This window comes from Amycolatopsis sp. NPDC049868 (assembly GCF_044461365.1).
GTDB lineage: Bacteria > Actinomycetota > Actinomycetes > Mycobacteriales > Pseudonocardiaceae > Amycolatopsis.
The window spans coordinates 1-23,695 of record NZ_JBITKV010000007.1; the positions used below are offsets into that span (position 1 = coordinate 1).

Annotated in this window: 18 protein-coding genes and 1 riboswitch; of the genes, 15 read left to right on the top strand and 3 right to left on the bottom strand. The window is 69.3% G+C overall.

The genetic code is table 11. The features are described from left to right. The 11 genes from ACIBTM_RS27055 to ACIBTM_RS27105 all read left to right on the top strand — a co-directional run. Nucleotides 1-672: DUF222 domain-containing protein (locus tag ACIBTM_RS27055; protein WP_395879950.1), on the top strand; the 672-nt coding region annotated here is incomplete at its 5' end. Between the two features lie 200 nt (nucleotides 673-872). Next, a complete protein-coding gene (locus ACIBTM_RS27060) occupies nucleotides 873-1,379 on the top strand; it encodes an Imm21 family immunity protein (RefSeq protein ID WP_395879951.1) in 507 nt (168 codons plus the stop codon). A gap of 263 nt (nucleotides 1,380-1,642) precedes the next feature. Next, nucleotides 1,643-4,804, top strand: a complete 3,162-nt coding sequence (gene ileS, locus ACIBTM_RS27065; RefSeq protein WP_395879952.1) for an isoleucine--tRNA ligase — start codon at nucleotides 1,643-1,645, stop codon at nucleotides 4,802-4,804. A 210-nt stretch (nucleotides 4,805-5,014) separates the two neighbouring features. After that, the gene (locus tag ACIBTM_RS27070; RefSeq protein WP_395879954.1) at nucleotides 5,015-6,616 is read left to right on the top strand and encodes a penicillin-binding transpeptidase domain-containing protein; all 1,602 of its coding nucleotides are present in this window, start codon (nucleotides 5,015-5,017) and stop codon (nucleotides 6,614-6,616) included. A gap of 43 nt (nucleotides 6,617-6,659) precedes the next feature. Then, nucleotides 6,660-7,343 (top strand): ArsR/SmtB family transcription factor, encoded by a 684-nt coding sequence (locus ACIBTM_RS27075; RefSeq protein ID WP_395879955.1) that lies wholly within the window; start codon nucleotides 6,660-6,662, stop codon nucleotides 7,341-7,343. A gap of 112 nt (nucleotides 7,344-7,455) precedes the next feature. Next, nucleotides 7,456-8,934 (top strand): potassium/proton antiporter, encoded by a 1,479-nt coding sequence (locus ACIBTM_RS27080; protein WP_395879956.1) that lies wholly within the window; start codon nucleotides 7,456-7,458, stop codon nucleotides 8,932-8,934. Between the two features lie 131 nt (nucleotides 8,935-9,065). Further along, nucleotides 9,066-9,749, top strand: coding sequence for a M23 family metallopeptidase (locus ACIBTM_RS27085; protein WP_395879957.1), 684 nt, complete (start codon nucleotides 9,066-9,068; stop codon nucleotides 9,747-9,749). A 128-nt stretch (nucleotides 9,750-9,877) separates the two neighbouring features. Continuing rightward, a riboswitch (SAM riboswitch) is annotated at nucleotides 9,878-9,992 on the top strand. A gap of 32 nt (nucleotides 9,993-10,024) precedes the next feature. Continuing rightward, the gene (locus ACIBTM_RS27090; protein ID WP_395879958.1) at nucleotides 10,025-11,368 is read left to right on the top strand and encodes an aminotransferase class V-fold PLP-dependent enzyme; all 1,344 of its coding nucleotides are present in this window, start codon (nucleotides 10,025-10,027) and stop codon (nucleotides 11,366-11,368) included. Nucleotides 11,369-11,387: 19 nt separating this feature from the next. Next, on the top strand, nucleotides 11,388-11,996 hold the full coding sequence (locus tag ACIBTM_RS27095; RefSeq protein ID WP_395879959.1) for a hypothetical protein: 609 nt from the start codon (nucleotides 11,388-11,390) through the stop codon (nucleotides 11,994-11,996). A 24-nt stretch (nucleotides 11,997-12,020) separates the two neighbouring features. Further along, nucleotides 12,021-12,584, top strand: a complete 564-nt coding sequence (lspA, locus tag ACIBTM_RS27100; protein WP_037344928.1) for a signal peptidase II — start codon at nucleotides 12,021-12,023, stop codon at nucleotides 12,582-12,584. Then, the gene (locus ACIBTM_RS27105) at nucleotides 12,581-13,507 is read left to right on the top strand and encodes an RluA family pseudouridine synthase (protein ID WP_395879960.1); all 927 of its coding nucleotides are present in this window, start codon (nucleotides 12,581-12,583) and stop codon (nucleotides 13,505-13,507) included. Before lspA ends, ACIBTM_RS27105 begins: the two co-directional genes overlap by 4 nt. Before the next feature lie 42 nt (nucleotides 13,508-13,549). On the opposite strand, the gene ACIBTM_RS27110 is transcribed toward ACIBTM_RS27105, so the two are convergent. Continuing rightward, complete coding sequence (locus ACIBTM_RS27110) at nucleotides 13,550-14,545, bottom strand: AsnC family protein (RefSeq protein WP_395864054.1); 996 nt, start codon at nucleotides 14,543-14,545, stop codon at nucleotides 13,550-13,552. Nucleotides 14,546-14,681: 136 nt separating this feature from the next. Between ACIBTM_RS27110 and ACIBTM_RS27115 the strand changes: the two genes are divergently transcribed. The 4 genes from ACIBTM_RS27115 (at nucleotide 14,682) to ACIBTM_RS27130 (ending at nucleotide 20,494) form a co-directional block, all read left to right on the top strand. Continuing rightward, entirely contained in the window at nucleotides 14,682-17,993 is a 3,312-nt protein-coding gene (locus ACIBTM_RS27115) for a DUF885 domain-containing protein (protein ID WP_395879961.1), read from the top strand. An 80-nt stretch (nucleotides 17,994-18,073) separates the two neighbouring features. Then, nucleotides 18,074-19,114, top strand: coding sequence for an LLM class F420-dependent oxidoreductase (locus ACIBTM_RS27120; protein ID WP_037344934.1), 1,041 nt, complete (start codon nucleotides 18,074-18,076; stop codon nucleotides 19,112-19,114). Between the two features lie 204 nt (nucleotides 19,115-19,318). After that, complete coding sequence (locus ACIBTM_RS27125) at nucleotides 19,319-20,275, top strand: Ppx/GppA phosphatase family protein (protein WP_395879962.1); 957 nt, start codon at nucleotides 19,319-19,321, stop codon at nucleotides 20,273-20,275. A 39-nt stretch (nucleotides 20,276-20,314) separates the two neighbouring features. Next, nucleotides 20,315-20,494: a hypothetical protein gene (locus ACIBTM_RS27130; RefSeq protein ID WP_395879963.1), complete on the top strand. Its 180-nt coding sequence runs from the start codon at nucleotides 20,315-20,317 to the stop codon at nucleotides 20,492-20,494. 81 nt (nucleotides 20,495-20,575) lie between these two features. Here ACIBTM_RS27130 and ACIBTM_RS27135 read toward each other — a convergent pair whose 3' ends face one another. Together ACIBTM_RS27135 and ACIBTM_RS27140 are read right to left on the bottom strand one after the other, a co-directional pair. Next, nucleotides 20,576-22,936, bottom strand: coding sequence for a glycoside hydrolase family 65 protein (locus ACIBTM_RS27135; protein ID WP_395879964.1), 2,361 nt, complete (start codon nucleotides 22,934-22,936; stop codon nucleotides 20,576-20,578). After that, nucleotides 22,933-23,667 (bottom strand): HAD family hydrolase, encoded by a 735-nt coding sequence (locus ACIBTM_RS27140; protein ID WP_395879966.1) that lies wholly within the window; start codon nucleotides 23,665-23,667, stop codon nucleotides 22,933-22,935. Before ACIBTM_RS27140 ends, ACIBTM_RS27135 begins: the two co-directional genes overlap by 4 nt. Nucleotides 23,668-23,695: the final 28 nt, after the last annotated feature.

Here is a 23,695-nt window from a genome sequence, read left to right on the forward strand (position 1 = left end):
TTGGGCCTCAAAGCACGACTCGACCTGGAAACCTACGCCCGGTTGAAGTCGGATTTGGATCCGATGGCCAAGCCGCACAAGGCCATCGACGGGGTCCGCGACCGCCGCACACAGGACGAGCGCTACGGGGATGCCTTCACCGACTACGTGCGGCTGAAGACCACCAGCCGCAACCTCCCCGGCCAAGCCGGGGAAGCCACGCACATCCTCATCACCATGTCCTACGACGATTTGATTCGGGACATCGGTGAAGCCCACCTGGATCTAGTAGGGCCGATCAGCGCGACCGACGCGAGGATCCTCGCCTGCGACGCCCGCGTCCGCCCCGGTGTCCTCGGCACCGCAGGCGAACCGTTGGACATCGGCCGCTCCAAACGGACTGTGTCGTTGGCCCAGAAATACGCGCTCACCATTCGTGACGGCGGCTGCACGTTCCCCGGCTGCGACATGCCAGTGCCCCGCTGTACCGCCCACCACATTGTGTTCTGGCGACACCACGGCGAAACGAAAATCGACAACCTCGTCCTGCTCTGCACCAAACATCACCGGCTGATCCACCGCAGTGAATGGAAAGTCCAGATCGCCCAAGACGGCCTACCGGAATTCACCCCACCCGCCTACCTCGACCCCACCGGGGCACCGAGGCGGAACACCATGCACCTCAGAACATAGGCCGAACATCTGTATAACGACCTACACGCTCGCGCTTTCGGGAGCGAGGAAGACGGACACCTGCTCGACGGAACCGGCAGGCAACTCGGGAAAGGACCTCGACCGCGCTGCCGTCGTCCAGCCCGCAGCGCCAGCCACTCGACTCGACCCATGGCCGCATTATCGCCGAAACTGTCGGTCCCTCACGGCACACTGCCGCCGTGACCATCACGCGGACTCAATCCTGGGTCGAATCCCTCGGCGGCCCGCTCATCGTCGTGCCCGTTTCCGCCTTGGCGCACTGGAAAGGAAGCCTGGAAGGAGGCGAGGACGACTACGACCGCGCCTGCGCGGTGAACGCGCTCGCGGGCACGCTCCCCATCGGCGGGTCGACGGGCCTGGTCCTCGGCGACGAACCCGCCGCCACTTGTTACCTCCCGGAACACCGGGCGTTCCTCCGCTGGCTCGCCGCCGACTCCGAGGGCGAGTTGCTCGCCGAGGCCGAGCGGCTTCTCGCTGATCCCGCCACACCGTGGGAACGATGCGGTCACTGGGAGACCGACGGTCCCGCGATCCTCATGGACTCGGTGACGGCGGGCACGGAGCTGGGTGTCGAGTTTCCCGCCGGCGGGACGCCGCAGCAGGAGTACGTCGACATCGAAAAGGGGAGTTTCGCGGTCAGGGCCGTCCACACCCGAGGCGTCGGCCTGGTCCAGATGACCGGGTGACAACCCGGTTGCGTCCGCGCGCTACCCTTGAATCAACTGGCACCGATCCGGCCATCACCGGGGAGCCTCCGGAAGAACAGGGCTCGCGCCCTCAGTAGAACCGGACGGGTACGGCCCGTCACAGCCGTCGAATGAGCGGCCCAGCCGGAACATCACCGGCCGGGCAAGCGGGGTGGTACCGCGGAACGCGCCGGAAACGGCCGTCTCGTCCCCGTGTGGGTGAAAGCCCGTACGAGAGAGACGAACCGCGAGGAGCACCGAAGATGTATCCCAAGGCACAGGTGGACGGCGAGACCGGCGTCCCGTCCCAGCCTTCGTTCCCCGAGTCGGAAAAGCGCGTCCTCGCGTACTGGGAAGCCGATCGGACCTTCCAGGCTTCGATCGACGCCCGCGACCCCGGCGTCAACGGTTCGAACGAGTACGTCTTCTACGACGGCCCGCCGTTCGCCAACGGTCTCCCGCACTACGGTCACCTGCTCACCGGGTACGTCAAGGACCTGGTGCCGCGTTACCAGACCATGAAGGGCAAGCGCGTCGAGCGCCGTTTCGGCTGGGACACCCACGGCCTCCCCGCCGAACTCGAGGCCATGCGCCAGCTCGGGATCACCGAGAAATCCGAGATCGACGCGATGGGCATCGACGTCTTCAACGAGGCGTGCCGCGAGTCGGTGCTGCGCTACACCGGCGAGTGGCAGGACTACGTCACCCGTCAGGCCCGCTGGGTCGACTTCGACAACGACTACAAGACGCTCGACCTGTCCTACATGGAGTCGGTCATCTGGGCGTTCAAGCAGCTGTGGGACAAGGGCCTGGTCTACGAGGGCTACCGCGTCCTGCCCTACTGCTGGCGCGACGAGACCCCGCTGTCCAACCACGAGCTGCGCATGGACGACGACGTCTACGCCAGCCGCCAGGACCCGGCCGTCACGGTCGGTTTCCGCTTGGAGGGCAACGACAACGAGCTCGACGGCACCTATCTGCTGATCTGGACCACGACCCCGTGGACACTGCCGTCCAACCTCGCGACCGCGGTGCACCCGGACGTGCGGTACGTCGTGGTGGAAAGCGACGGCAAGCGGTTCCTGCTCGCCGAAGCGCGCGTGGCCTCGTATGCCCGCGAGCTCGGTGAAGAGCCGACCGTCGTCGGGCACTACACCGGGACCGAACTGCTCGGAACCCGTTACGCCCCACCGTTCCCGTACTTCGCCGGGCACGAGAACGCGCACCGCGTGCTGTCCGCGGACTACGTCACCACCGAGGACGGCACCGGTGTCGTCCACATCGCTCCCGCCTACGGTGAAGAGGACAAGGTCGTCACCGACGCGGCGGGCATCGTCCCGGTCACCCCGGTGGACGCGCAGGGCAAGTTCGACGCGACCGTCTCGGATTACGCGGGCCAGCAGGTGTTCGACGCCAACCCGAACATCATCAAGGATCTCAAGAACGGCACCGGTTCCGCCGGCCGTCAGGGCGCGGTGCTGCTGCGCCACGAGACCTACGAGCACCCGTACCCGCACTGCTGGCGCTGCCGGAACCCGCTGATCTACCGCGCCGTCTCGTCGTGGTTCGTCGCGGTCACCGAGTTCAAGGACCGGATGGTCGAGCTGAACCAGCAGATCACCTGGTACCCGGAGAACGTCAAGGACGGCCAATTCGGCAAATGGCTGGAGAACGCCCGCGACTGGTCGGTCTCCCGCAACCGGTACTTCGGCACGCCGATCCCGGTGTGGCAGTCGGACGACCCGGCGTACCCGCGCACGGACGTCTACGGCTCGCTCGACGAGATCGAGCGCGACTTCGGCGTGCGGCTGGAGAACCTGCACCGGCCGTTCATCGACGAGCTGACCCGGCCCAACCCGGACGACCCGACCGGGAAGTCCACCATGCGCCGGATCGAGGACGTGCTGGACGTCTGGTTCGACTCGGGTTCGATGCCCTACGCGCAGGTGCACTACCCGTTCGAGAACACCGAGTGGTTCGAGCACCACTACCCGGGTGACTTCATCGTCGAGTACATCGGGCAGACCCGCGGCTGGTTCTACGTCCTGCACGTGCTGGCGACCGCGTTGTTCGACCGGCCGGCGTTCCGCACCTGTATCTCGCACGGGATCGTGCTCGGCTCGGACGGCCAGAAGATGTCCAAGTCGCTGCGCAACTACCCGGACGTCAACGAGGTCTTCGACCGCGACGGCTCCGACGCGATGCGCTGGTACCTGATGGCGAGCCCGATCCTGCGCGGCGGGAACCTGGTCGTCACCGACAAGGGCATCCGCGACGCCGTCCGCCAGGCCGTGCTGCCGCTGTGGAACTCGTACTACTTCCTCGCGCTCTACGCGAACGCCGAGGGCGTGGAAGGCCAGTGGCGCACGGATTCGAAGCACATCCTCGACCGGTACGTGCTGGCGAAGACGCACGAACTGGTGACCGACGTCGAGCACTCGCTCGACACCTACGACGTCGCCGGTGCCTGCTCGACCGTCCGTGACTTCCTCGAAGTGCTGACGAACTGGTACGTGCGCCGGTCGCGCGACCGGTTCTGGGCGGGCGAGCAGGACGCGATCGACACCCTGCACACCGTGCTGGAGGTGACTTCGCGGGTGGTGGCGCCGCTGCTGCCGCTGACCACGGAGGTCGTCTGGCGCGGGCTGACCGGTGGCCGTTCGGTGCACCTGACCGACTGGCCGAACGCGCTTGACCTGCCGGCCGACGCGGCGCTGGTGACGGCGATGGACCGGGTGCGCCAGGTGGCTTCCTCGGCGCTTTCGCTGCGGAAGTCGAACAAGCTGCGGGTGCGGTTGCCGCTGGCCAAGCTGGTCGTCGCCGCGCACGAGGCCGACTCGCTGCGCGACTTCACCGACATCCTGCGCGACGAGGTCAACGTCAAGTCCGTCGAGCTGACCACGGACGTCGCCGCGCACGGCGGTTTCGAGGTCGCGGTGAACGCCCGTGCGGCCGGACCGCGGCTGGGCAAGGACGTCCAGACGGTGATCAAGGCCGTCAAGGCCGGTGAGTGGACGACGTCCGAGAGCGGCGCCGTCGTGGCCGCCGGGATCGAGCTCGTCGAAGGCGAGTACGACCGGCGTCTGGTCGCCAAGGGCGGCGGCGCGGCCGCGGAACTGCCCGGCGGTGCCGGGCTGGTGCTGCTCGACACCGAGGTGACCGACGAGCTGTCGGCCGAGGGGCTGGCCCGCGACCTGGTCCGGGTCGTGCAGCAGGCCCGCCGTGACGCCGGGCTCGACGTCGCCGACCGGATCGCGCTGACGGTCGACGCGCCGGAAGACGTGGTCACGGCCGCGAAGACACATGAGGAGTTCATCGCTTCGGAGACGTTGGCGACTTCGGTGGCGTACGGCGCCGTCGCCGACGGCTCGGCCGGGACGGTCGGTGAGGGCACGAAGGTGACCGTGGCGGTCACCAAGACCTGACCCTCGCGAGCGCTATGAACGGTCCGTTCCTTGCAAAATTTGCAAGGAACGGGCCGTTCATAGCATTAGGCGGGTCTCGATCACCGGGATCACGAAACGGATTCGGAACCGTCGCTTTCTCGCCGCCCGCCAGCCTTGCGCGGGGGAAATCGGCAGGCTGGCGCCCGGGGGCGCGCGAGGGTACGCGCCGTATGGGGGGAGAGCGAATCCATGAGTCCTGCCCGGAAAAGAGGGATCCTGATCGGCGCCGCGCTGGCGGTGGTCGCCATCGTGGTGGCCGCGGTGGTGCTGCTGGTCAGGGAGGACCGGGCGCCCGCGGCTTCCGGCGGTGGCCAGGGGGACTCCACCGAGAACGCTCAGGAGAGCCCGGCGCAGGTCGCCGGCCGCTTCCTGCGGCTGTTCGACATGGGGGATCTGAACACCGCCCCGGTCGACGATCCGGCGGCGGCCACGACCGCGTGGGCCGCAACGCGTGCGGCGCTCCACGGGGCGTCGGTCAGGACGTCGCTCGGCGAGGTCCCGACGACGCCGGGCAACGCGACCACGACGTCGGCCACCTTCCACGTCGCGTGGACGTTCGCGGGCAACAGCGCCTGGAAATACGAGGGCAAGCTGGAACTGGTGCGCAACGCCGGGAAATGGGTGGTCCGCTGGGCGATGTCGGTGATCCACCCGAAGCTCGAAGCCGGGCAGAGGCTTTCCCTCGCCCCCGTCGCGGCCAAGCCGGTCGTGGCCGACCGCGATGGCAAGGCACTCGTCGGCGGTGACGCGACAGGCGTCGCCCCGATCCTGCAGGGAGCGTTGTCCAAGGTCGCCTCCGGGGAGAACAGCGGTACCGGAGCGACCGTCACCGTGTCGCGCGTCGACGTCTCCGGCAAACCGGTCGAGACGCTTTTCGGACAGGCGGCCGAGACGGACAAGCCGCTGGTTTCGACCTTGAGCGTGGCGTCCCAGAACGCCGCCCAGAAGGCCGTCGACGGCTTCGGGGGACCGGCGATCATCGTCGCGATGAAGACCTCGGGCGAACTCCTGGCGGTCGCCCAGAACGGCGCCGCCGGGAACCAGCCGAAGGCGCTCAACGGGCTGTACTCGCCGGGTTCGGCCTTCAAGATCGCCACGGCGACCGCGGCGCTGCAGCAGGGCGGGGTCTCCGCCGACTCCCCGCTGCCCTGCCCGGGCAGTGAGCAGATCGGGACCCGCACGCTCAAGAACGACAACGGGTTCGATCTGGGCACCGTTTCGCTGAAGACGGCGTTCGCCGCGTCGTGCAACACGACCTTCGGGCGGCTCGCCGGGCAACTGCCCGCGGACGGCCTCGCGAAGGCCGCGAGCCAGCTCGGCCTCAACGCCGACTTCGAGATCCCGGGACTGTCGACGGAGACCGGGAAGGTGGAGCCGTCGAGCAGCGGTGACGAGCAGGTCGAGGCCGGGATCGGCCAAGGCAGGGTGCAGGTCAGCCCGCTGGGCGCGGCGCTCATGGCCGCGACGGTCGCCACGGGGAAGCCGGCGGTGCCGAAGCTGTGGCAGGGGCTGGAGACCAAGGTCAACGCCGGATATCAGGCCCCGCCGTCCGGGGTGCTGAACCAGGTCCGCGCGATGATGCGCGAGGTCTGCACGACGGGGACCGCGAAAGCGCTGAAGGGAAGCGGAGCCGTCTTCGGCAAGACCGGCACGGCACAGTTCGGCTCGGGTGCGGACGCCAACGGCTGGTTCGTCGGCTATCGCGGTGACGTCGCCTTCGCGGTCATGCTCGAAGGTTCCAACGACTCCAAGCCCGCGGTCCAGCTGGCGGCGAAGTTCCTGGCAGGCTGACGGTTCGGCGGGCGCCGAACCGTGCGTCTTCTACGGTGAAGGCATGGAAACGATCGCCCTGGCCGAGGTCGCGGCCGTGCTCGCCGATCCGAGCCGCGCGTCGATGTGCCTCGCGCTGCTCGACGGGCGCGCCTGGACGGTGACCGAGCTGGCGGGCGCGGCCGAGGTGGCCGCGTCGACGGCGAGCGAGCACGTGACGAAGCTGACCGACGCCGGGTTCGTCGTGCGGGTCAAACAGGGGAGGCACAGTTACGTCCGGATAGCCGACCCCCGGGTGGCGGAGCTGATCGAGCATTTGGCACAGCACGCCGAGCACCGGCCGGTGAAGGGACTGCGGTCCTCAGTGCGGGTGAAGCGGCTCGAGTTCGCCAGGACCTGCTACGACCACCTCGCCGGGACGGTCGGCGTCGCGCTGCGGGACGGGATGCTCACCACCGGGCTGATCGACGACGCCGACGGACTGACGCTGACCGGTCGCGGACGCGCGGTGCTCGACGCGCTCGGCGTGGAGATCGACGGCGGCCGCCGTCCGATGCTGCGCGACTGTCTGGATTGGACAGTGCGCCGTGATCATTTGGCGGGCCGGGTCGCCGCGGCGTTACTGTCTCACGGAGTGAGTGCCGGCTGGTTGTCACGTGAGGGCAACCGCGCGGTGAAGGTCCTGCCCGCTGCGGAACGACCGTTCGCGGAACTCGGTGTCGACCTGGTGGCCCTGCGCAGTCCGTAGTGGACAGTCTGTAACACAGGTTATCCGGGCACTTTTCGACCGGTGCACGAACGTGTGACGATCATCGCCTCACTATTCTGGAGCCCTCACGGCGACCGGAACGGGAGGCGACATGGAGCAGCTCCCGCTCATCCTCGGCACCGGTGGTGCGGTGCTTCTCGTCGCCGTGATCGCCGTCCGGGTGTCGATCCGGGTCGGCCTTCCTTCGCTGCTGCTGTACCTGGGGATGGGTGTCCTGCTCGGCGAAGCCGGGTTCGGCATCCAGTACGACAACCCGGAGCTCACCCAGTCGCTCGGCCTCGCCGCGCTGGTGATGATCCTGTCCGAAGGTGGCCTCACCACCCGGTGGACGGCCGTGAAACCCTCGCTGGGAATCGGAATCGCACTGTCCACAGTGGCCGTCGCGGTGAGCATCGCGGTCACCGGCGCGGCCTTGCACTGGCTGCTGGGCCTGGATTGGCGCATGGCGTTGCTGTGGGGTGCGGTACTCGCCTCGACCGACGCCGCCGCGGTGTTCTCCGTGCTGAGATCGGCGGGGATCGGGAAGCGGCTCGTCGGCGCGCTGGAGATCGAGTCCGGGATCAACGACGCCCCCGCGTACATCGCCGTCGTCGTCCTCGCCGAGGGCGCGACCGTCGACTGGTCGCTGCCGCTGCTGGTGGTCTACGAACTCGCCGCCGGGCTGGTGATCGGGCTGGCGTTCGGCTGGGGCGGGGCGTTCGCGCTGCGCCGGGCGGCGCTTCCCGCCACCGGTCTGTACCCGCTGGCCACCGTCGCGGTTTGCGTCGTGGCGTATTCGAGCGGGCAGCTCGCCCACGCGTCGGGGCTGCTCGCCACCTACGTCGCGGCCCTGGTGCTGGGGAACTCGAAGCTGCCGCACCGGTCGGACACGCTGTCCTTCGCCGAAGGGCTCGGCTGGCTCGCGCAGATCGGCCTGTTCGTGCTGCTCGGCCTGTTCGCCTCGCCGGGCAGGATCTTCGAGAGCCTGGTCCAGGGCCTCGTCGCGGGGGCGGTCGTGTTGCTGCTCGCCCGCCCGCTGTCGGTGGTCCTGTCGGCGCTGCCGTTCAAGATCCCCTGGCGGGAACAGGTGTTCCTGTCCTGGGCAGGGCTGCGCGGTGCGGTTCCGATCGTGCTCGCGCTGATCCCGCTGTCGTCCGGCGTGCCCGGTGCGCAGGAGCTGGTCGACGCGGTGTTCGTGCTGGTCATCGTGCTGACGCTGCTCCAAGGGGCGACGCTGACCCCGCTCGCGAGAGTGCTCGGGCTGGCCCGGCACGCCGAAGCGCACGAGATCGACGTCGACTCCGCGCCGCTCGACGAGATGGGTGCGGAACTCCTGCAGGTCCGGATCAACACCGGGTCGAAGATGCACGGCGTCTACCTGGCCGAGCTGCGGCTGCCGGTGGGGGCGACGATCAGCCTCCTCGTCCGCGACGGCGCCGGCTTCACGCCGAACAAGAACACCCGGCTTCAGGAACGCGACCAGTTACTCGTCGTGACCACCGCCGAAGTCCGTGACGCGGCGGAACGACGCCTGCGGGCCGTCGACCGCGCGGGCCGCCTCGCCAGGTGGAAGGGCGAATCCGGCCAGTAGGTCACGAGCCGATACCAGCTGTTCGTCGGTTGATCTCAGAAAATTCTTCCCTTTCGTACTCCTTTTGGATTACTTTCCCCGCAATCGACTCCATCGAATGGGTGAGTGTCACGGGGTAAGGAGTACGCAAGGTGACGAAACGTCCTGTGCGGTTCGCTGGTCTGGGGGTCACTGCGGCACTCGTCGGAGTGATTCTCTCGGCCCCGACGGCGACAGCGGCCGGTGCCTTTCCCGCGTTCGGGCTGCCCTTCGACACGGGCCAGTCGGTCTACTCGGCGGGGATCCACTCGGACAACGGGAACTCCGGCGTGAAGAACGCCATCGACTTCAGCCCCGGTGACAAGACCGTTCGTGCCCCGCTGGCGGGCACCGTCCGGATCCAGCACTGCTCCGGCGGCGACTGGGTGACCGTCGATCACGACGGCGGCTGGCGCACCGGGTACTACCACATGGAGAACATTTCGGTCACCGACGGCCAGAAGGTCGCCCCGGGCGACGCACTCGGCCGGACCGGCAACGCGCTGCCCTGCGGTGGCAGCAGCACCGGCGCCCACGTGCACTTCACCTTGTGGACCCTGCCCACGGCCGCCGCCCAGAGCGGCGACTCGCGCGACTTCGGGGTCGGCGCGGGCAACTGGAACGGCAAGTCCTACGACGAGGTCTCGACCAAGGTCGCCGAGGCCTACGGCGAGGCGGTCGACGGCAAGACCTTCGGCGGCTGGCAGTTCACCGCGGGCACCGATCAGTACTCGGGTACCGCGACGGAGGTCTCCTCCCGCGCGACCATCGGACTGCCCGGCCGATTCCGGGTCTGACCTGCCGTTGCCCGGCGCGGCGCGGCGCCGGGCAGCGGTGCTTCCCGCTCACTGGTCACGTGAGCGGCGTCTCAAGATGCGGACGAGGGCTGGCTCGATCGCCCGCCCATCCGCTAACTTCGTCCGTAGGTCACGAGTGTCAGCGTCAAGCCCCGGCTAGCTGACCGGCAACCCTCCTTCCGCGGTGGGGTGCCCCGGGTGAGGACCTGGCTCGTCGCGTGGTGCGGCGGGCAAGCGCGGGATCCTCGTCGGGTCCCCTGGCCCGGAGGATGACCATGACCCTCGCTCTCGAACGCACCGGCACCCCTGCTGAAACCGTTGCCACGCACGAAATTCCGACGGTCGCCTGCGCCGATCTGCGGGTTCCGCTGGTCACCGGCGGCGACATCGGCTACGCCAACCTCGATCACGCGGCGAGCGCACCCTGTCTGGACAAGGTGCGGGCCGCGGTCGACGAGTTCCTGCCCTGGTACGCCAGCGTGCACCGCGGGGCCGGGTTCGCCTCGCAGGTCTCCACCAAGCTCTACGAGCGCACACGCGGAATCCTGCGGGACTTCGTCGACGCGCGATCGACCGACACCGTCGTGTTCACCCGCAACACCACCGATTCCTTCAACCTTCTCGCCCGCAGCCTGCCGAAGCACACGTCGGTCGTCGTATTCGACACCGAGCACCACGCCGCGCTGCTGCCGTGGAAGGGGCCGAACGTCCGCCGGATCGAGACGCCACGCACCCGCCTCGCCGCTGTGTCCGCTGTGGACGAAGCGCTCGCGGACTGCCCGCAGGGGCCGCGGCTGGTCGTGCTCACCGGCGCGTCCAACGTGACCGGGGAACTGTTGCCGGTCAAGGAGATCGCGGCCGTCGCGCGGCGGCACGGCGCCCGGGTCGCGCTCGACGCGGCACAGCTCGCGCCGCACCGGAAGATCTCGGTGCGCGAACTGGACGTGGACTACGTCGCGCTGTCGGGCCACAAGCTGTACGCGCCCTTCGGTGCCGGCGCGCTGATCGGCCGCGCGGACTGGCTGCGCGCGGCCCAGCCGTACCTCGCCGGCGGCGGCGCGACGAAGCTCGTCAGCCGTGAATCCGTGGTCTGGAATTCCGGACCTGAGCGGCACGAAGCCGGTTCGCCCAACACGGTCGGCGTCTACGCGCTCGGGGTCGCCTGCGAGACCCTGGCCGCGAACTGGGACGGCATCGTCGCCCATGAGGAGGAACTGCTCGCGCGGTTGCGTCGCGGCCTCGCCGCCATTCCCGGCTTCGCCGAACTGCGCTTGTTCGACGCGCCTGTCGACCGCGTCGGCACGCTCAGCTTCGTCGTCGACGGCTTCGACCCCGGCTGGCTCGCCGCGGTCCTTTCCGCGGAGTACGGCATCGGTGTGCGGGACGGCGCGTTCTGCGCGCACGTGGCGACCAAGCGGCTGATCGCCGTCGCCGGTTCGACGGGCCAGCAGGCCGTGCGCGTCAGCCTCGGCCTCGGCAGCACCACCGAGCACGTGGACCGGATCGTCCTGGCGCTGCGCCAGATCGTCGCCCGCGGCGCGCGCTGGCAGTACGAGAAGCCGGAGGGCCGCTGGGTGCCGGAAAACGATCCGCGCGAACTGCCCCCGTTCTGCGCCTGAGCCACTACCCTCACCCCGCATGGGGAACGAGCGACCGCGTTACTGGTTTCCGCTGGCGTTGCTGGGATTCGCCCAGCTGGCCGTGGTGGCCTTCTCGCTGGGCGGGGTCCGGTCCGGGGGCTGGTTCGCCTACGCGCCCGCGACGGGCGAGCGGCAGTTCCTGACTCAGGATCTGTACGGAGTCGCGGACGGCGGCTTCTTCGGTTCGGTGAACTCGGTGTCGTTCTCCGGTCTCGGCCGGAACGACGGCTGGCTGTTCGCCGTCTTCGCGGTCTACCTCGGCACGGTGCTCTTCTACGCCCTTCGGACGAAGACCATGCGGTGGTGGAAGGTCGCCGCGATCGCGCTCGGCGGACTGGTCGCCATCGCGCTGGCCGATCTGGTCGGCTACTGGGAATTCGACCTCGACGGCGACACCCGGAGCGCGATCCTGCTGACGCTGGGCCTGGTGCTGCTGGCCTGGCTGGAACGCAGCGTGCTGGTGCTGGCCGTGGCGGCGGTGTTCGTGCTCTGCGCGGTCGTGCCCGCGCAAGGACAGCTCGCGCTGGTGCTGTCGTCGCTCGTCGCGCTCGCCGGGGCGTTCGCGGCCCTGCTGAGCAGGCCGAAGGCGGCCGCCGAGGAGGTCTGAACACGCTCAGTGGACAATGGGGGAGTGAGTACAGAGCCCGAAACCGCGCCGCCATCGCCGCCGCTGCCCAAGAAGCGTGTCGCCGTGGTGTTCGTCGTCGCCGCGGTGCTGTGGGGGATCGACCTCCTCACCAAGCAGATCGCCGTGTCCACGCTGGAGGGCAAGCAGCCGGTCGAGTTCCTCGGCGGGCTCGTGTACTTCCAGCTGGTGCGCAACCCCGGTGCCGCCTTCTCGATGGCGACCGGGCTGACCTGGGTGCTCGCGCTGGTCGCGATCGCCGTCGTGATCGCCATCGTCTGGCTGTCCCGGCGGCTGCGCTCGGTCGGCTGGGCGATCGGCCTCGGCCTGGTGCTGGCCGGCGCGCTCGGCAATCTGACCGACCGGATCTTCCGCGCCCCCGGCCCGCTGCAGGGGCACGTGGTCGACATGATCTCCGCGTTCGCGCCGAACGGGCAGGGCTGGGCGATCTTCAACGTCGCCGACTCCGCGATCTGCGTCGGCGGCGTGCTCATCGTGATCCTTTCCTTGCTGGGCAAGGACTACGACGGAACATCCACAAAGGACAAGAAGAAGGCGGCGACCGAATGAGCGCGCGCATGCTGCCCGTCCCCGACGGGCTCGACGGAATGCGCGTCGACGCGGGGCTGGCGAAGCTGCTGGGACTTTCCCGCACCGTCGTGGCGGAACTGGCCGAATCCGGCGAGATCCTCCTCGACGGCAGGCCGGCCGGGAAGTCGGACCGGCTGACCGCCGGTGGACTGCTCGAAGTGACGCTGCCCGACCCGGCCTCGGCCATCGAGGTCGTCGCGGAGCCCGTCGAAGGCATGAAGATCCTGCACGACGATGACGACATCGTGGTGATTTCGAAGCCGGTCGGCGTCGCCGTGCACCCGAGCCCTGGCTGGACCGGGCCGACCGTCGTCGGCGGGCTCGCCGCCGCCGGGCTGCGCATCGCGACCTCGGGCGCGGCCGAACGTCAGGGCGTCGTGCACCGGCTGGACGCCGGCACCACCGGCGTGATGGTCGTGGCGAAGAGCGAGCACGCGTACACCGTGCTGAAGCGGGCGTTCAAGGAACGCACCGTCGACAAGGGCTACCACGCCATCGTCCAGGGCCACCCGGACCCGACGCGCGGCACCATCGACGCGCCGATCGACCGGCACCCCCGGCACGACTACAAATTCGCCGTCGTCCAGGGCGGGCGGCCCAGCGTCACGCACTACGAGGTCGTCGAGGCCTTCCGTGCCGCGTCGCTGGCCCAGATCAAGCTGGAGACCGGCCGCACGCACCAGATCCGCGTGCACTTCTCGGCGCTCAAGCACCCGTGCGTCGGCGACCTGACCTACGGCGCCGACCCCGTGCTGGCGCGCAAGCTCGGGCTTTCGCGGCAGTGGCTGCACGCGAAGACGCTCGCCTTCGCCCACCCGGCCGACGGGCGCTGGGTCGAGTTCGAATCGGAGTACCCGGACGACCTGGCGAACGCGCTGCGGATCCTGCAGGACGAGAACTAGCCCCTTTCCGCATTTAGTCCTCTGAATGCGGAAAGGGGTGCGCTAGTCCTCGATCGACCAGGTCAGCGTGCGCTCGTCGGGCTCGGGCCGCGGCGACCAGCGCACGGCGACCACGCGGGTGGCGTCCGGCAGCACGTAGACGGTGTGCCCGCCGAGGGTCTCGCCAGGCCGGACGCCGATCTTGTGCGGCGGCCGCGAGGTCAGCGAGACCGGCGCCTTCGCGATCGGCTTGCCGTCCGCGGTGAGCAGTTCGAGGTAGTTGTCCGGGAGCGACACGAACGGGATGTTCCCGCGGTTGGTGATCTCGGTGTGCACCACGACCGACCGTTCCCCGGCCTCCAGCGAGTAGCCCGCCGCGCTGAACAGGTAGTCCGCCGGGTCCTGTACCTCGAGCAACTGGACGGTGAGCTGCTCGCCCTCCAGGCCCTGAGTCTCCATCACGTCACCGGTCCGGCCCTTCTTGCCCTCCGGGGCGGCCTGCGGGGTGACCTGTTGCTCGTCGCCGCGCGCCCAGGACGCGGTCTGGGGGACACCCCAGGTGCTCATCACCGGGTCGGCGGGCGCCATCGGCGGCGGGGCGAACTGCTGCTGCGGTGGGGCGGGCGGCCGCGGCGGTGGCTGCGGCGGCGCCATCGGCTGGCGCACCGGAGCCGACGGCGGACCGGGATAGCGGCCCGAAGGCGTGCCGTGCACGTTGTACGCGCCCGACGGCGTCCCCTGGACGTTGTACGGCCCCGAGGGGGTGCCCTGGATGTTGTGTGGCCCGGAATGCCCTGGCGGACGCTGAGGGGGCTGCTGAGGTTGCTGGGGCTGCTGGGCCCAGGAGGGCGGCGAGCCGGCGATGGCGGACCGTAGTCCGTTCGGGTCGCTCTCCACACCCACGAGCAGGGGCAACCCGCTGCCCGAGAGGGCGACCAGGCGGTACGCGACCTCGCGCGGATCCATCCCGACCTTCGCCGCGAGTTCGTGTACGGCCGCCTTGCCCAGGTCCGCGAGGGCGGCGAGCAGGCGGATGTCCACGGGATCGGTCACGGCCACGTCCGGGAACGCTACCGTCTCGCCTTCGGCGCCGTGGGGAGAGGCCGCCCGAGCGCGGCAAAACCCGGCTTCGGTAGTACTCGCTCTCCATTAGGGTCGGGGATACCGCCTCCACCGACTACTGGGGAAAGAAAACATGAGCGAAGTCTCCGCCCTCGCCGACGAGTTCGTCGAAGCCCTCTTCGACGCCGAGCCGGTCACGCCCGCTTTGCAGGGCTTCCGTCCGGAATCGACCGGGCTCACCGATCTCAGCGAGGCCGCGGGAGACGCTTTCCGCGCGCGGCTGGCCGGGCTCGCCGAGCGGGCCGAGGCACTCGCCACCGACGGTTTGAGCGCGGAGGAGAAGACCACCCGTGACGTCCTGATCGCGATGGCGCGGGCGAGGATCGCCCTGCTGGACTCCCGGTTCGTCGAGTTCACCATCAGTGACCTGTTCATCTCGCCCGCCGCCGAGGTGCTGACCGTGCTGCCGATGATGTCGGTCGGGACGGGCGCGCAGGCGGAGGCGCACCTCGGGCGGATCGCGGCGATCCCGGAGTACCTGCGGCAGGCCGCGCAGCGGCACCGGGACGGCGTGGCCCGCGGCCTGGTCCCGGTCGCCTACCTGGTCGACGCCGCCGTCGCGTACCTCGACCGCCACCTCGCCGATCCCTCGGCCGATCCTCTGCTACGCCAGCCCGCGCCCGACGAGGACTTCGAGACCCGCCGCGCCGGCCTGCTGCGCGACGCCGTCCGGCCCGCGATCGCCGAGTACCGGGAGGTGCTCGCGAAGGAGATCGCGCCGCACGGCCGTCCCGAGGACAAGCCCGGCGTCTGCTGGCTGCCCGACGGCGAGCGCCTCTACGCCCTGCTCGCCGAGATGCACACCACGACCGTCCGCACCCCGCGTGAGCTGCACCAGACCGGTCTCGACGTGATCGCGAACCTGGCCGCCGAGTACCGCGAGTACGGCTCCCGGGTCTTCGGCACCAGCGACCTCCAGGAGATCTTCACCAAGCTTCGCACCGACCCGGACCTGCGCTGGTCCAGCGCCGACGAGATGCTCGACTCCGCCAGGGCGGCCATCACCAGGGCCGAGGCCGAGGCGCCGAACTGGTTCGGCCGGATCCCGCCGCAGCCGTGGACGGTCGAGGCGGTCCCCGCCGAATCGGCACCCGGAGCGCCCGCCGCGTACTACATGTGGCCCGCGGTCGACGGCTCCCGGCCGGGTATCTACTTCGCCAACACCCACAAGGCGGAGGAGCGGTTCCGGCACGCGGCCGAGGCGACGGCCTTCCACGAGGCCATCCCCGGCCACCACTTCCAGCTGAGCCTCGCGCAGGGGCTCACCGAGCTCCCGTTGCTGCGCCGCGTCGGTGACTTCACCGCGTACGCCGAGGGCTGGGGCCTGTACACCGAGCGCCTCGCCGACGAGATGGGCCTGTACTCCGACGACGTCGCGAAACTCGGCATGCTGACCATGGATTCGATGCGCGCCGGACGGCTGGTCGTCGACACCGGGCTGCACGCGCTGGGCTGGAGCCGCCGCCAGGCCATCGATTTCCTCACCGAGAACACGCCGATGGCGCTCGTGGAGATCGAGTCCGAAGTGGACCGGTACATCGCCTTCCCCGGCCAGGCGCTGTCGTACATGGTGGGGCGGCTGGAGATCCAGCGCATCCGCGCCGCGGCCGAGCTGACACTGGGCAGCCGGTTCGACATCAAGGCCTTCCACGACGTCGTGCTCGGCGGCGGTTCGCTGCCGCTTTCGGTGCTGGACGGCGTGGTCCGCGACTGGGTGAAGGGCCACGGCGACACCCCGAACGGCCTCGCCGAGGAGCTGATGGAGCTCAAGTTCGAGGAGCTTCCGCTGTGGCGCTCCCTGCTCGGCCTCCCCGGTGACGAAGGCGCGTTGCCCGACCCGGGCGCGGAGGCCGCCGCCGCTCAGCGCGCGTCGGCGGTCGCCATCGCCGAGCGGGCCGAAGCCCTTGCCACCGAAGGACTTTCCCCGGCCGAGGCGGTCACCCGCGAGGTCGTGATCCAGCAGGCGAAGGCGATGGTCGACGTCATCGATTCGCGCGCCGCGGAGTTCTCGGTCAGCGACGGGCTCGCCTCGCCCGCGCTGTTCATGCTCAACGAGCTTTCGGTGCTGTCGCTGAACGACGAGGAAAAGGTTCGCGGCTACCTGAAGCGGCTGGAAGGCATGGGCGCCTACCTGGACGCCCTGATCGCGCGCCAGCGCGCCGCCGCGGCCGACGGGCTGGTCCCGCCCGACTTCCTCGTCGAAGGCGGGATCGCTTACGTGGAGCGCTATCTCGGCGACGAGGCGGGGGATCCGCTGGCACTCACCGCGTCCGTTTCCGTGGAGGGCTACGAAGCCGAACGGGACCGGCTGCTGGCCGAGGTCGTCCGGCCCGCCTACAAGCGGTATCGCGATTTCCTCGCCGACGAACTGCGTCCCGTGGCGAAGCCCGAAACCGAGCCGGGTCTCTGCGCGCTTCCGGGCGGGCAGGAGAAGTACGCCGCGCTGATCCGGGCGCACACGTCCACCGAGCGCACCGCGCAGGAACTGCACGACACCGGCCTCGACATGATCTCGAAACTGGCGGACCAGTACCGCGAGCTGGGCGAGAAGATCTTCGGTACCAAGGATCTCGACGAGATCTTCGAGCGGCTGCGCACCGACCCGGCGCTGCGCTGGCGAGACGGCGACGAACTGCTCGCCGCCGCGCGTGACGCCATCCTGCGTGCCGAAGCCGTCGCGCCGGAGTGGTTCTCGACCGTGCCCGAGGAGCGGTGCCAGGTCGAGCCGGTCCCGCCCGCGGAGGCGCCCGGCGGCACCCTGGCGTACTACATCGAGGCGGCGCTCGACGGTTCGCGGCCGGGCACCTACTACGCGAACACCTACGAGGCCGAGCAGCGCCCGAAGCACACGAGCGAGGCGATCGCCTTCCACGAAGCCGTTCCGGGACACCACTTCCAGATCTGCATCGCGCACAAGCTCAAGGGCCTGCCGATGTTGCGCGGGCACGCCGACGTCAACGCCTACGTCGAAGGCTGGGGTCTCTACTCGGAGCGCCTCGCCGACGAAATGGGCCTGTACTCGAGCGATCTGACCAGGTTCGGCATGCTCACCCAGGATTCGATGCGCGCCGGACGGCTGGTCGTCGACACCGGGATGCACGCGCTCGGCTGGAGCCGTCAGCGGGCCGTCGACTACCTGGTCGAGAACACGCCGATGGCCAGGGTGGAGATCGAGGCCGAGATCGACCGCTACGCCGCCGTTCCGGGGCAGGCGCTGTCGTACATGGTGGGACGGCTGGAGATCGAACGGATCCGCGCCGAGGCCGAGGCCGCGCTCGGGGACCGGTTCGACATCAAGGGCTTCCACGAGGTCGTGCTGAGCAACGGGATCCTGCCGCTGGCGGTGCTGGACGACGTGGTGAAGGGCTGGGTGGCCGCGCAGTGAGCCGGGACACAGGCGAAGAGCGCCGTCCCGGCGCATACTATCGCTAAGCGAGCGCTCAGTAACTCGATGAGGAGATGCCGATGAGGATCGGGACCGCGATCAGCTACGCCGGCGGGTTCGCCGAGAGTGTGGCCGACATCGTCGAACTGGAGAAGGCCGGGCTGGACATCGTCTTCGTCCCCGAGGCCTACTCGTTCGACGCGGTCAGCCAGCTCGGCTACGTCGCGGCGAAGACCGATCGTGTCCAGATCGCGTCGGGCATCTTCCAGATCTACACGCGGACGCCGACGCTGACCGCGATGACCGCCGCCGGGCTCGACTTCGTGTCCGACGGCCGGTTCACGCTCGGCATCGGCGCCTCCGGCCCGCAGGTCATCGAGGGTTTCCACGGCGTCAAGTACGACGCGCCGCTCGGGCGCACCCGCGAGATCATCGACATCTGCCGTCAGGTGTGGCGGCGGGAGAAGGTGGTGCATTCCGGCACGCACTACTCGATCCCGCTGCCACCCGAGCAGGGCACGGGTCTCGGCAAGCCGCTGAAGCTGATCAACCACCCGGTGCGCGAGCGGATCCCGATCCTGCTGGCCTCGATCGGCCCGAAGAACGTCGCGCTCACCGCCGAACTCGCCGAAGGCTGGGAGCCGATCTTCTTCCACCCAGAGAAGGCGGCCGACGTTTGGGGCGCGTCGCTGGCGGAGGGCAAGGCGAAGCGCGACCCGTCGCTGGGCGAGCTGGACACCTTCGTCGGCACCGCGCTGGCGATCGGTGACGACGTCGAAGGGATGCTGGACCACCTTCGCGGCATGCTGGCGCTCTACATCGGCGGCATGGGCGCGCGCGGCAAGAACTTCTACAACAGTCTCGCCCAGCGGTACGGCTACGAGGCCGAAGCGAAGCTCATCCAGGACCTCTACCTGGACGGCAAGAAGGAAGAGGCCGCCGCGGCGGTGCCGAAGGAACTGATCAGGGCGATCTCGCTGATCGGTCCCGAGGGCTACGTCAAGGAGCGGCTGGCCGCCTTCCGTGAGGCCGGAGCGACCACGCTGGTGGTCAACCCGCTGCTGCCCGGCCGGGAGGCCCGCGTCGCACAGGTTTCGAAGCTGCGCGAACTCATCGATTAGGCGCGCAGAGGGGAGGCGAACCTCTCACCTGTATCGATACGGTATACTTGACCTGCGCTGGTGTACCCCCTTCGTGGTCAAAAAACGTCCTCCCGGTGGAAAGAGAACGTGAATTACGCCTGAACGGCGGGAAAATCCGCCATTATCAGGAGTGAAAGCGAGACCTCGGGGGAATCCGTTCGCGACGAAGGTGAGGTGCCTCGCGTGCGCAAGCAGATCGGCGAGCCGTCCGCCGCGGTCCTGGACGTCGGGTCGTTCAGTGCACGGCTGGTGGTCCTGGCCAAGGGTGGTTCGCCACTCGACCCCGTGCTGAGCCACCAGACGCGGCTGCGACTGGACAGGGAACTCGACGATGACGGGAACCTGACCCGGCGTGGTATCGACGCGGTCTCGTCCGCGGTCGAGGCGGGGATGACCATGGCCACCAAACATGGGGTCGGGGACGTGTACCCGCTCGCCACGTCGTCGATCCGCGACGCGGCCAACGTGAAGCAGGTCGTCTGCGACGTCGCGAAGGCCACCGGGGTGAAACTGCGCTTTCTCACCGGCCGCCGCGAGGCCGAACTGGCTTACGTCGGCGCACGCCGGTGGTACGGCGCTTCCGCCGGACGGCTGCTCGTGCTCGACATCGGCGGCGGGACCGTCGAACTCGCCGCGGGAGACGCCGAGGAAGCCGGGTTCGCGCATTCCCTGCCGCTCGGCGCGCGCTCGCTGACCCGGGACTGGTTCGCCACCGAATGCCCGTCGCCCAAGGTCGTGCGGGCGATGCGGGAACACGTGCTCGACGAGGTCCGCGACGCGATGCGGGACGTCCTGCCGCAGATCCGCGACCATCGCGCCGTCGGTTGCTCGAAGGTGCTGCGGCAGCTCGCCCGGCTCGCCGGTGACCGCCCGTCCCGCTCCAGGGAACTGCACCTCGACGACCTCCGCGCGTGGATCCCGCGGCTGGCGAAGCTGCCGGCGAAACGCCGTGCCGAACTGCCGGGTATCTCGCGGCAGCGCTCCCATCAGGCGCTCGCGGGCGCGATCGTCGCCGAGGCGCTGCTGACGCTTTCGGGTGGCCAGGTCGCCATCTGCCCGTGGTCCACCAGGGACGGATTGCTGCTCGGCATGCTCGACGGGCTGGTCACGCTCGAAGGCAAACCGGCGAAAGCCGCCTGAGGACTGGCGGATCCGGCCGCGAGCGGGTACCCCGGACACATGAGGGAAAGCAAGAAGAGCTTCGGGCAGGACGACGAAGAAGATCTCGACGACCTCCGCGGGATCCAGCCGAAGACCGACGTGCCGAGCGCGCCCAACCGTGACGCCGGGCCGCACGGCACCAAGGAGGTCGACGACGTGCCGGGTGGCGGCGAGGTGCCGCTCGAACCTCCGGACTGAGCTTGCCGCGGGTGCTATGAACGGTCCGTTCCTTGCAAAATTTGCAAGGAACGGACCGTTCATAGCACGCGAAGGGACCGATCAAGCGTCCTTCGGTTGCCTTCGCACCGGAGCGCGCCCAGCAGGCTGCGTCGGCGCCGGTCCCGGGTCGAGCGCCGGGATCGGCAGCCGCACCGGTTCGGCGGTCACCGTGAATGTCTCGCCGTGGTGCGCCAGTTCCAGCGGCTCCCCGGTGATCACGTGGTACGTCGCGCCCTCGCCGTCGATCTCGACCTGGAACCGGGTGCCGCGGAAGGTCAGCCGGAACGCGATCCGCCGTAGCCGTGGCGGCAGCCTCGGCGCGAACGTCAGCCGCCCGCCGTGGTCGCGCAGTCCGCCGAATCCGGCGACGGTGCCTTGCCACGCGCCCGCCAGCGAGGCCAGGTGCAGTCCGTTGCGGACGTTGTTGTGCACGTCGTGCAGGTCGGTGAGCGCCGCCTCGGCCAGATAGTCGTAAGCCAGGTCGAGATGCCCGACCTCGGCCGCCACCACGGCCTGCGTTCCCGCGGACAGCGAGGAATCCCGCACCGTCCGCGCCTCGTAGTAGGCGAAGTCGCGCGCCTTCTCCTCCGGGGTGAAGGAATCCCCGCACAGGTGCAGCGCGAGCACCAGATCGGCCTGTTTGACCACCTGCTTGCGGTACAGGTCGAAGTACGGGAAGTTCAGCAGCAGCGGGTAGAAATCCGGGTCCGTGGCCTCGAAATCCCACTCGTCGTGCTCCAGGAACCCTTCGGACTGCGGATGGACGCCGAGATCCTCGTCGTAGGGCACCAGCATCGCGTCGGCCGCCTTGCGCCACAACGCGACCTCGTCTTCGCCGACGTCGAACCGCCGGGCGATGTCGTCGTGCTGGCCGACGATTTCGGCGGCGTAGAACAGATTCCGGCGGGCCATCAGGTTCGTGTAGACGTTGTTGTCCGCCACCGCGGAGTACTCGTCCGGCCCGGTGACACCGTCGATCCGGAACCGGCCCCGCCGGTCGAAATGCCCCAGCGACAACCACAACCGCGCGGTTTCGAGGAGCAGTTCCGCGCCGCAGGTCCGCATGAACTCGTCGTCACCGGTGGCGTTGAGATACCGCACGACGGCGTCGGAGATGTCCGCGCTGACGTGGAACGCGGCCGTGCCCGCCGGCCAGTACGCCGAACACTCCGCGCCGTTGATGGACCGCCAGGGGAACGCCGCACCGCGCAAACCCAGCTGTGCCGCCCTTTCCCGCGCTTTGTCCAAAGTGGAGTGACGCCAGCGCAGGGCGTCGCGGGCGGCGTCCGGAATGCTGTAGGTGAGCACGGGCAGGACGAAGGTCTCGGTGTCCCAGAACGCGTGCCCGTCGTAGCCGGGACCGGTCAATCCCTTGCCCGCCAACGCCCTCGTCTCGCCGCGGGCCCCGGCCTGCAGGAGATGGAAGAGCGCGAACCGCACGGCCTGCTGTAGTTCCGGGTCGCCGTCGATCTCGATGTCCGAGGTCTCCCAGAAGTCGTCGAGGAACTCCTTCTGCTCGGCGATCAGTCCCTTCCAACCGGTCTGCCGCGCCCCGGCCAGCGCGGCCTCCACCTGCGCGCGCACGGCGGGCACCGAACGCTGCGCGGACCAGCCGTAGGCGAGGAATTTGGTGATCCGCAGCCGTCCGCCCTTGGGCACGTCGACGGCGATGGTGAGCCGGGCCAGGTCGTCCTCGGCCTCGATATGCGCGCGTACCCCGTCGGAGACGTCGATCTTGTGGTCCATCGCGGCGGCCATCCGCAACCCGGATCGCCGGGTCTGGTGCACCAGCACCGCGTGATACTCCTCCGCGTGGTGGTATTCCCCGACCAGCGGCGATTCCAGCGCCGCCGCGACCCGCGGATCGCGAGTGTCGGACTCGATCGGCTCGTTCGCCAGCAGATCCGACTGCACCACCAGCTGGAGATCGTCGTCGAGCGGTTCGACCTCGTACCGGATCGCGGCGACCGCGCGTTGCGTGAAGGAGACCAGGCGTTCGGTCTTCACCCGGACGCGGCGCCCGGTCGGCGAAGACCAGACGGTGTCGCGGGCGAGGGTGCCCTTCCGGAAGTCGAGCACCCGGTCGTGTTCGGTGGCCTGGCCGTAGCGCATGTCGAGCGGTTCGTCCTCGACCAGCAGCCGGAGGATCTTGCCGTCGGTCACGTTGACGACCGTCTGCCCCGCTTCGGGATAGCCGTAGCCGCTTTCGGCGTACGGAAGATCGTGCTGCTCGTAGAAACCGTTGAGGTAGGTGCCCGGCAGGCCGCGCGGCTCCGCCTCCTCCAGCGTGCCGCGCAGGCCGATATGCCCGTTGGACACCGCGAACGCCGATTCGGTGCGCTGCAACGCGTCGACGTCCATCCCGTGCCAGCGCAGCTCCCATGGCGCGACCTCGTAGCCGCGGAAAAGCGATTCCGTCACTTGCGGTCCTCCAGTAGATCGGCGAGGTCGTCCACCACGACGTCGGCACCGTGCGCGAGCAGTTCGCCCGCCTGGTGCGCGCGGTTCACCCCGACCACGTAACCGAAACCACCGTCCCTGCCCGCCTGCACGCCCGCGAGCGCGTCTTCGAAGACGGCCGCGTTCCCCGGGGCGACACCGAACGCCTCGGCACCGGCGAGGAACGAATCGGGGGCCGGTTTGCCGCGCAGGTTCTTCTCGGCGATCACGATCCCGTCGATCCGCGCTTCGACGAACCGGGTCAGGTCCGCGGCGTCGAGCACCTTCGCGCCGTTGGCCGACGAGGTGACGACGCCGATGCGCAGGCCCGCCGCCTTCGCCGCTTCCAGATACCGGACGGAGCCCGGGTACGGGGTCACGCCCTCCTCGTCGATGATCTTCAGTACCAGCTGGTTCTTGCGGTTCCCGATCCCGTTGACGGTGGCGGCGTCGATGCCGTCGTCGGGGTTGCCTTCGGGCAGCTCGATCCCGCGTGAGGCGAGGAAGGTGCGGACGCCGTCGGCCCTCGGCCTCCCGTCGACGTACGCCGCGTAGTCGGTGTCGGTGAACGGCGCGAACGCGTCGCCGTCGCGGGCGCGCAGGAACTCGTCGAACGTGCGCTTCCACGCTTCGCGATGCTGGGCCGCTGTTCCGGTCAGCACGCCGTCGAGGTCGAAGAGACAGGCCGTGATGGTGTCGGGCAGACCGATCATGCCTGGCAACGCTACCCGCGCCGGCCGG

Bases quoted from the DNA above. Each gene is read 5' to 3' on its own strand.
- ACIBTM_RS27070 (WP_395879954.1), top strand. From the start codon at position 5,015: ATGAGTCCTGCCCGGAAAAGAGGGATCCTGATCGGCGCCGCGCTGGCG.
- ACIBTM_RS27095 (WP_395879959.1), top strand. From the start codon at position 11,388: ATGGGGAACGAGCGACCGCGTTACTGGTTTCCGCTGGCGTTGCTGGGA.
- ACIBTM_RS27075 (WP_395879955.1), top strand. From the start codon at position 6,660: ATGGAAACGATCGCCCTGGCCGAGGTCGCGGCCGTGCTCGCCGATCCG.
- ileS (WP_395879952.1), top strand. From the start codon at position 1,643: ATGTATCCCAAGGCACAGGTGGACGGCGAGACCGGCGTCCCGTCCCAG.
- ACIBTM_RS27120 (WP_037344934.1), top strand. From the start codon at position 18,074: ATGAGGATCGGGACCGCGATCAGCTACGCCGGCGGGTTCGCCGAGAGT.
- ACIBTM_RS27115 (WP_395879961.1), top strand. From the start codon at position 14,682: ATGAGCGAAGTCTCCGCCCTCGCCGACGAGTTCGTCGAAGCCCTCTTC.
- ACIBTM_RS27140 (WP_395879966.1), bottom strand. From the start codon at position 23,667: ATGATCGGTCTGCCCGACACCATCACGGCCTGTCTCTTCGACCTCGAC.
- ACIBTM_RS27105 (WP_395879960.1), top strand. From the start codon at position 12,581: ATGAGCGCGCGCATGCTGCCCGTCCCCGACGGGCTCGACGGAATGCGC.
- ACIBTM_RS27130 (WP_395879963.1), top strand. From the start codon at position 20,315: ATGAGGGAAAGCAAGAAGAGCTTCGGGCAGGACGACGAAGAAGATCTC.
- ACIBTM_RS27080 (WP_395879956.1), top strand. From the start codon at position 7,456: ATGGAGCAGCTCCCGCTCATCCTCGGCACCGGTGGTGCGGTGCTTCTC.
- ACIBTM_RS27090 (WP_395879958.1), top strand. From the start codon at position 10,025: ATGACCCTCGCTCTCGAACGCACCGGCACCCCTGCTGAAACCGTTGCC.